Origin of the sequence: Streptomyces sp. NRRL WC-3549, assembly GCF_000721935.1 — a bacterium.
Classification (GTDB): domain Bacteria; phylum Actinomycetota; class Actinomycetes; order Streptomycetales; family Streptomycetaceae; genus Streptomyces.
Genome location: NZ_KL585418.1, coordinates 118,250 through 123,380 on the forward strand (window position 1 = coordinate 118,250; position 5,131 = coordinate 123,380).

Genomic DNA, 5,131 nt, shown 5'->3' on the forward strand with positions numbered 1-5,131 from the left:
GCGATCCTCTACATCACCCACGACATCGCCTCCGCCCGCTACTTCGCCGACACCACCCTGGTGATGTACGCCGGCCGGATCGTCGAGGGCGGGGACAGCGAGAGCGTCACCCAGCACCCCGCGCACCCCTACACCCAGCTCCTGATCGCCTCCGCGCCGGACCCGGACCGGGTGGCCGACACCGGGGCCCAGGAGGAGAGCGGGAGCGGCGAGCCGCCCTCCCTGATCACCCCGCCGGCCGGCTGCCGCTTCCACCCCCGCTGCCCCAAGGCCATGGAGCGCTGCCGCACCGAACTGCCACCGCGCTTCGAGCTGTCCGGCGGCCAGTGGGCGGCCTGCTGGCTGTACGACACCGCCCAGGCGAAGGACGCGCCCGCGAAGGAGGCGGCGAAGTGAAGTACATACTCCAGCGCGTCGCCTTCTACGCCGTCACCGCGTGGGCCGCGATCACGATCAACTTCCTGATCCCCCGCCTGATGCCGGGCGACCCCGTCGAAGCCCTGATGAGCCGCTACCAGGGGCAGCTCGACACCACCGCGATCGCCTCCCTGAAGGCGCTGTTCGGGCTCGACGAGAAGCAGTCGCTCTGGTCGCAGTACACCGACTACTGGTCGCACCTGCTCGACGGCGACCTCGGACTCTCCTTCACCTTCTTCCCGACCCCGGTCGGCGAGGTGATCTCCCAGGCGCTGCCCTGGACGCTGGCCCTGGTCGGCATCACCACGCTCATCAGCTTCCTGCTCGGCACCGGCATCGGCGTCTACAGCGGCTGGCGGCGCGGCTCCTGGCTGGACGGGCTGCTGCCCGTCACCACCTTCATCTCGTCCGTCCCCTACTTCTGGCTCGGCCTCATCGCCATCGCGGTGTTCGCGGTGAAGTGGCCGGTCTTCCCCTTCGAGGGCGGATACGACAGCTCCCTGGTCCCGGCCTTCGACTGGCCGTTCATCTCCAGCGCCCTCTACCACGGGGTGCTCCCCGGGGTGACGATCGTGCTCAGCGCCGTCGCCGGCTGGATCCTCGGCATGCGCAACATGATGGTGACCGTCTCCTCCGAGGACTACGTCATGGTGGCGCAGGCCAAGGGGCTCTCCGAGCGGCGGGTGATGTTCGCCTACGCCGCGCGCAACGCGGTCCTGCCCAACATCTCCGCCTTCGCCCTCTCCCTCGGCTTCATCGTCAGCGGCACCCTGCTCGTCGAGATGGTCTTCAACTATCCGGGCATCGGCTTCCAGCTCCTCCAGGCCGTCGGGGCGAAGGACTACCCCCTGATGCAGGGCGTCTTCCTGATCATCACGCTCTCGGTGCTCGCCGCGAACCTGCTCGCGGACATGGCCTACGCCCTCCTCGACCCCCGCACCCGCAAGGAGGCATGACAGGTATGTCCGTCGCCGCCACCGACACCGCCGTCCTGGACGACGTCCCCGCGCCCGCCACGGCCGGCCGGGCCAGGTTCCGCTTCCTGCGCGGCGGGAAGACCCGCACCGGGCTGCTGATCCTCGCGTTCTTCGCCCTCATCGCCGTCATCGGGCCCTGGATCGCCCCGTACGACCCCGACGCGATGAGCGACCAGCTCCTCCAGCCGCCCTCCGCCGACCACTGGTTCGGCACCACCCACACCGGTCAGGACGTGCTCTCCCAGATCCTGGTCGGCACCCGGGGCGTGCTCATGGTCGGCTTCATCGCCGGGTTCCTGGCCACGGTGCTGTCCGTGCTCATCGGGGTCAGCGCCGGATTCCTCGGCGGGGCCGCCGACGAACTCCTCTCGATGTTCTCGAACGTCTTCCTGGTCATCCCCGGACTGCCGCTGATCATCATCATCGCGAGCTTCGTCGAGGACACCACGGACCTGCTGATCGCCTCCGTCATCGCCCTCACCTCCTGGGCCTGGGGATCGCGTGTGCTGCGCGCCCAGACCCTGTCGCTGCGGCGCCGCGACTACGTGGAGGCGGCCCGCGCCACCGGCGAGTCCACCTGGCGGATCATCCTCTTCGAGGTGATGCCCAACCTCACCGCCGTCATCGCGTCCGGCTTCGTCGGCACCGTCATCTTCGCGATCCTCTCGGAGATCACCCTCGCCTTCATCGGCGTCGCCGACATCTCCCACTGGAACTGGGGCACCGTGCTCTTCTGGGCCCAGTCCAACCAGGCCCTGGCCCAGGGCGCCTGGTGGTGGTTCGTCCCGGCCGGCCTGTGCATCGCGCTGCTGGGCACCGCGCTCTCGCTGATCAACTTCGGCATCGACGAGTTCGTGAACCCGCGACTGCGCACCGCGGCCGGGTCCTCCAAGGAGGTCACGATGCGGGTCGGCTTCACCCCCGTGGCCCGCACCACCGCCCCCGTCGCACCACCGGCCACCGCGCCGCGGCCGGCCCCCGGGCAGCCCGGTGACGCCCGCGAGACCAGCAAGGAGCACAGCGCATGACCGCCGAGCCGATCCTCACCATCAGCGGCCTGAACGTCGACTACGGCACCGGCGAGAGCGGCGTCCGCGCGCTCCGGGACATCGACCTCACCCTCCACCGGGGCGAAGTCCTCGGCCTCGCGGGCGAGTCGGGCTCCGGCAAGTCCACGCTCGCGTACGCCGTCACCCGACTGCTCTCCCCGCCCGGCGTGATCACCGGCGGCGACGTCCACTACCACCGGCCCGGCGGGGACACCGTCGACATCCTGGCCCTGGCCCCGGACGAGCTGCGCGCCTTCCGCTGGCAGGAGCTGTCGATCGTGTTCCAGGGGGCGATGAACTCGCTCAACCCGGTGCACACCGTCCACAGCCAGCTCACCGACGTCCTCGTGGCCCACCGCCCGCAGATGCGGGCGGCCGAACGGACGGCACGCGCCGAGGAACTGCTCGGCCTGGTCGGCATCTCCGCCGACCGGCTCGCCTCCTACCCGCACCAGCTCTCCGGCGGTATGCGCCAGCGCGTGATGATCGCGATGGCGCTCGCGCTGGAACCCGAGATCGTCATCATGGACGAGCCGACCACCGCGCTGGACGTCGTCATGCAGCGGCAGATCCTGCGCAAACTGGTCGAGCTGCGGGAGCAGCTCTCCTTCTCCGTCGTGTTCATCACCCACGACATCTCCCTGCTGATCGAGTTCTCCGACCGGATCGCGATCATGTACGGCGGCCGGATCGTCGAACAGGCGGGCGCCGCCGAGATCTACCGGGACCCGCACCACCCCTACAGCGACGGCCTGCTGCACTCCTTCCCCGCACTGCACGGTCCGCGCCGGGAACTCACCGGCATCCCCGGCTCGCCCCCGCACCTCTCCGCGATGCCCACCGGCTGCGCCTTCCACCCGCGCTGCGGAAAGGCCTTCGAGCCGTGCGCCGGCCAGGTCCCCGTGCTCACCCGGCCGGAGGGCGGCCAGGAGCGCGAGGTCGCCTGCTGGCTGCACACCCCGCCCGCCTGAGCCGATCCCCCGCGAACACACCACACCACACCCGGAGTTACGGAGAACCATGAACCTCGCCACGCCCCGCAGCAGCCTGCAGCCCGTCGCCGTCCAGGGACTTCCCGCCGGTTTCCGCTGGGGCGTCGCCACCTCCTCGTACCAGATCGAGGGCGCGGCGGCCGAGGACGGCCGGACCCCGTCCATCTGGGACACCTTCTGCCGGGCCCCGGGCGCCGTGCACAACGGGGAACACGGCGACGTCGCCTGCGACCACTACCACCGGATGCCCCAGGACGTGGAGCTGATCGCGGGCCTCGGCGTCGACACGTACCGCTTCTCGCTCGCCTGGCCGCGCATCCAGCCGGGCGGCCGCGGCCCCGCCAACGCCAAGGGCCTCGACTTCTACAAGCGGCTGGTCGACGAGCTCCAGAACAAGGGCGTCACCCCCTGGATCACCCTGTACCACTGGGACCTGCCCCAGGAGCTGGAGGACGCCGGCGGCTGGCCGGCCCGCGACACCGCGTACCGTTTCGCCGACTACGCGATGCTCGCCCACGAGGCCCTGGGCGACCGGGTCGAGCACTGGACGACGCTGAACGAACCGTGGTGCTCGGCGATGCTCGGCTACGCCTACGGGGCGCACGCCCCCGGCCGCACCGACCTCGGCGACGCGATGGGCGCCGTCCACCACCTGCTCCTCGGACACGGCCTCGCCGCCGGCCGGATGCGCGAGGCGGCGGGGGATAACCCGCTGGAGCTCGGCATCACCCTCAACCTCGGAACCGCCACCCCCGAGACCGACAGCGAGGCCGACCGCGAGGCGTGCCGCCGGGCCGACGGCATGGGCACCCGCCTCTACCTCGACCCGCTCGTCCACGGCCGCTACCCCGAGGACGTCGTCCGGGACCTCGCGGAGCAGGGCATCGGTCTCCCGGTCCGGGACGGCGACCTGGAGACGATCGCCGCCCCCCTCGACGTCCTCGGCGTCAACTTCTACCGCGGCGCCCTGTTCTCCGGCGTCACCGAGGACGGCTCACCGACCGGCACCGACGGCCTGCCCGTCGTCCGCGGGGTGGAGCGCGACCTGCCCCGTACCGCCATGGACTGGGAGATCGCTCCCGGCGAACTCACCGACCTGCTCGTGCGGCTCCAGCGCGACTACGCGCTGCCGACCGTCATCACCGAGAACGGGGCGGCCTTCGACGACAGCGTCGCCGCCGACGGCTCCGTCCCCGACACCGACCGCACCGCCTACCTCGCCGACCACATCGCGGCCGTGGCCGACGCCCGCGCGCAGGGCGCCGACGTCCGGGGCTACTTCGCCTGGTCGCTGATGGACAACTTCGAGTGGGCCTACGGCTACGACAAGCGGTTCGGCATCGTCCGCGTCGACTACGACACGCAGGAGCGGACGCTCAAGGACAGCGCCAAGTGGTACCGCGACACGATCCGCCTCACCCGGAACGTCCGTTAGGGGCGTGTCCCGACCGGTGGAAAGCCGGCCGCGAAGGTGCACAAGCCGTTCGCCGAGGCAGACACCCCTGCTGCTCACCGGGGCGGTGGCCGAGCCGCGCACCGCCTACCGGGCGGCCTAGCGGGCCCGGACGGACGGACCCGGGCGGGTGACGCGTTTGTCACCTGCCCGGGTTACGTTTGATACATGTGGAAGAGGCTGCTCGTCCCCATATGGACCGTTCTGCTGCTGATTCTCTCGGCGGTGGTGCTGGCGCCCGCC

At 70.9% G+C, this 5,131-nt stretch carries 5 protein-coding genes; all 5 read left to right on the plus strand.

Annotated features, from left to right (window positions below; all coding sequences use genetic code 11):
- The coding region (locus IH13_RS0124085; protein ID WP_031087753.1) for an oligopeptide/dipeptide ABC transporter ATP-binding protein at nt 1-396 on the plus strand (396 nt) is incomplete at its 5' end.
- On the plus strand, nt 393-1,373 hold the full coding sequence (locus IH13_RS0124090; protein WP_031087754.1) for an ABC transporter permease: 981 nt from the start codon (nt 393-395) through the stop codon (nt 1,371-1,373). The genes IH13_RS0124085 and IH13_RS0124090, both read left to right, overlap by 4 nt.
- 5 nt (nt 1,374-1,378) lie before the next feature.
- Nucleotides 1,379-2,422: an ABC transporter permease gene (locus tag IH13_RS0124095; RefSeq protein WP_031087755.1), complete on the plus strand. Its 1,044-nt coding sequence runs from the start codon at nt 1,379-1,381 to the stop codon at nt 2,420-2,422.
- Entirely contained in the window at nt 2,419-3,414 is a 996-nt protein-coding gene (locus IH13_RS0124100; RefSeq protein WP_031087757.1) for an ABC transporter ATP-binding protein, read from the plus strand. The genes IH13_RS0124095 and IH13_RS0124100 overlap by 4 nt, the downstream gene beginning before the upstream one ends.
- Nucleotides 3,415-3,463: 49 nt before the next feature.
- Nucleotides 3,464-4,870 carry a GH1 family beta-glucosidase gene (locus tag IH13_RS0124105; RefSeq protein WP_031087759.1) on the plus strand — a complete coding sequence of 469 codons (1,407 nt, stop codon included), beginning with the start codon at nt 3,464-3,466 and terminating at the stop codon, nt 4,868-4,870.
- The last annotated feature ends 261 nt before the right edge of the window (nt 4,871-5,131 follow it).

Coding starts and splice junctions, on each gene's coding strand:
- IH13_RS0124095 (WP_031087755.1), top strand. CDS start 1,379: ATGTCCGTCGCCGCCACCGACACCGCCGTCCTGGACGACGTCCCCGCG.
- IH13_RS0124100 (WP_031087757.1), top strand. CDS start 2,419: ATGACCGCCGAGCCGATCCTCACCATCAGCGGCCTGAACGTCGACTAC.
- IH13_RS0124105 (WP_031087759.1), top strand. CDS start 3,464: ATGAACCTCGCCACGCCCCGCAGCAGCCTGCAGCCCGTCGCCGTCCAG.